This window comes from Serratia sp. N21D137 (genome assembly GCF_047530005.1).
Taxonomy (GTDB): domain Bacteria; phylum Pseudomonadota; class Gammaproteobacteria; order Enterobacterales; family Enterobacteriaceae; genus Chania; species Chania fonticola_B.
This window is the reverse complement of record NZ_JBLJAJ010000098.1, coordinates 1-1884: the sequence shown is the minus strand read 5'-3', so window position 1 is coordinate 1884 and position 1884 is coordinate 1. Positions and strand designations below refer to the sequence as shown.

The following is a 1884-nucleotide window of genomic DNA, read 5'->3' as shown; positions in this document are numbered from 1 at the left end:
TGTCAATGCCAATCGAATAGTGACCCAGGCTGCCAAAGTAAATCTGACCCACCCCTGTTAGCGGTTAGCCAGAAATGTCGGCGGTTGCCGGCTTCTTCAACTGACCACTTTTTAACTTGTCCTTCAGCCGATAACTTTGTCCACTAATCTGAACAATGTGGGCGTGATGCAGCAAACGATCCAACATTGCTGCTGTGAGCGTCTCATCATCCCCGAAGGTTCCTGACCACTGTGTAAACGGCAGATTACTGGTCAATATCAGGCTGCCCGACTCGTAGCGTCTGGCGACAACCTGGAAGAACAGGTTGGCTTCCTCTTTACCGAACGGCAGATAACCGATCTCGTCGATCACCAGCAGTCGGGGCTTGTGAATGATGCGGTTCAGATAGCCTTTTAGTTCACCCTGACGATGAGCCGCAACCAGCTGCAACATCATGTCCGCCGCGGTGATAAACCGGATACTCAGCCCGGCCATGGCACACCGATATGCGAGGGCTGCGGCAAGATGGCTCTTACCCACGCCAGATGGCCCCAGGAACACGATGTTCTCCTGTCGCTCGACGAACGCCAGACTGGCCAGCTCCTGTATCTGCGTCCGGGGGGCTCCGCTGGCGAACCTGAAGTCGAACTGTTCCAGCGTCTTGACCGCTGGCAAACCAGAAAGACGTAACAATGTCTGGCGCCGACGTTCATCCCGGCTGTCGGCCTCCAGCTTCAAAAGTTGCTCAAGAAAATCCCCGAATGACGCGGCGTCATCTATCGCCTTCTGGGCCAGTGCAGGCCACTCGGAGGCAATACGATCAAGGCGAAACTGCTGGCATAGTTCATCTATACGTTGATGTTGAAGGTCGCTCATGAACGCCCCTCCAGTAAGGACTGATAAACCGACAGCGGGTGCTGAATACTCTCCACCGGCAGAGCCCGACGTGGAGCATCAGTCAGCCGGGGAACGGAGAGCGGTCTGGTCACCGGTAGCGGCAGCAAAGCTGCCAGCTCCTTCTGTAATCGCTGGTCAGGAGGTACTCCGGTAGTGCCATGCTTACGGGCGTTAGCCGTATGAACAAGCCATGCCCCTATACGGGCGTTGGCAGAGTCAACATCCAGTAGCAAACCCGACTGCTTGAACGTCGTCGCCAGCGGCACGACAAAACTCTCCTTGAGGTAGCGGTTAAAGCGTTCGACCTTCCCCTTGGTCTTAGCGCGATAGGGCCGACAAACCCGGGGCGTAAAGCCGTACTTCTCGGCTACAGCCAGTAGAGCAGGGTTCCAGCGGTGAAGGCCCTCACCATACGCGTCCCGCTCCAGAATAATGGCCTTCGCATTATCAAACAGCAGATGCCGTGGCGTACCACCAAAAAAGGCCAGAGCATGCTCGATCCCGTCGCACCATGCGGCGGTATCCTGGTTCGCGTAAAAGCGGACGTAGGTAGCCCGGCTCCAGCCCAGCGTGGCGACTATAGCCAGGAGAGGGTTAGACCCCTGACGAATGATGGTGAAGTCGACCTGCATCTGTTCGCCCGGGTCGGTCTCAAAACGGACCACCGGCTCAACGGGCTGTTGCTTCAACGGGAACAGATAAGCGGTCAGCATACTGTAGCCCCCGGTGTATCCTCGTTCGCGGATCTCCTGAAGCATAACGCTGGCGGGGATCCAGTGTGGTCGTGCGGCCTCGATACGTTCGTTGATATACGCCTTGAAGGGGGCAAGCTTGCCCGGGCGAGGAGCTCTGGTGGAATAACGGGACGATGACACAGCATCCCCCATGCGTATATAGCGCCGGATAGTCTGGCGGGAACACCCCAAATGACGGGCAATAGCACGGATGGACATGCCTTGCCGACGAAGAACAGCAATCTCCACTCTTAACTCCAATGTTAGCATCGG

The 1884-nt window shown here is 56.7% G+C and carries 2 protein-coding genes; both read right to left on the bottom strand.

The window, feature by feature from the left end; genetic code table 11:
• Positions 1 to 64 precede the first annotated feature (64 nt).
• The gene (gene istB, locus ACMV5H_RS25440; RefSeq protein WP_414822792.1) at positions 65 to 856 is read right to left on the bottom strand and encodes an IS21-like element helper ATPase IstB; all 792 of its coding nucleotides are present in this window, start codon (positions 854 to 856) and stop codon (positions 65 to 67) included.
• Positions 853 to 1881, bottom strand: a complete 1029-nt coding sequence (gene istA, locus ACMV5H_RS25435; RefSeq protein ID WP_414822793.1) for an IS21 family transposase — start codon at positions 1879 to 1881, stop codon at positions 853 to 855. The genes istB and istA overlap by 4 nt, the downstream gene beginning before the upstream one ends.
• Between the last annotated feature and the right edge of the window lie 3 nt (positions 1882 to 1884).

Excerpts from the sequence above, each read along its gene's own strand:
- istB (WP_414822792.1), bottom strand. The coding sequence starts at position 856 with ATGAGCGACCTTCAACATCAACGTATAGATGAACTATGCCAGCAGTTT.
- istA (WP_414822793.1), bottom strand. The coding sequence starts at position 1,881 with ATGCTAACATTGGAGTTAAGAGTGGAGATTGCTGTTCTTCGTCGGCAA.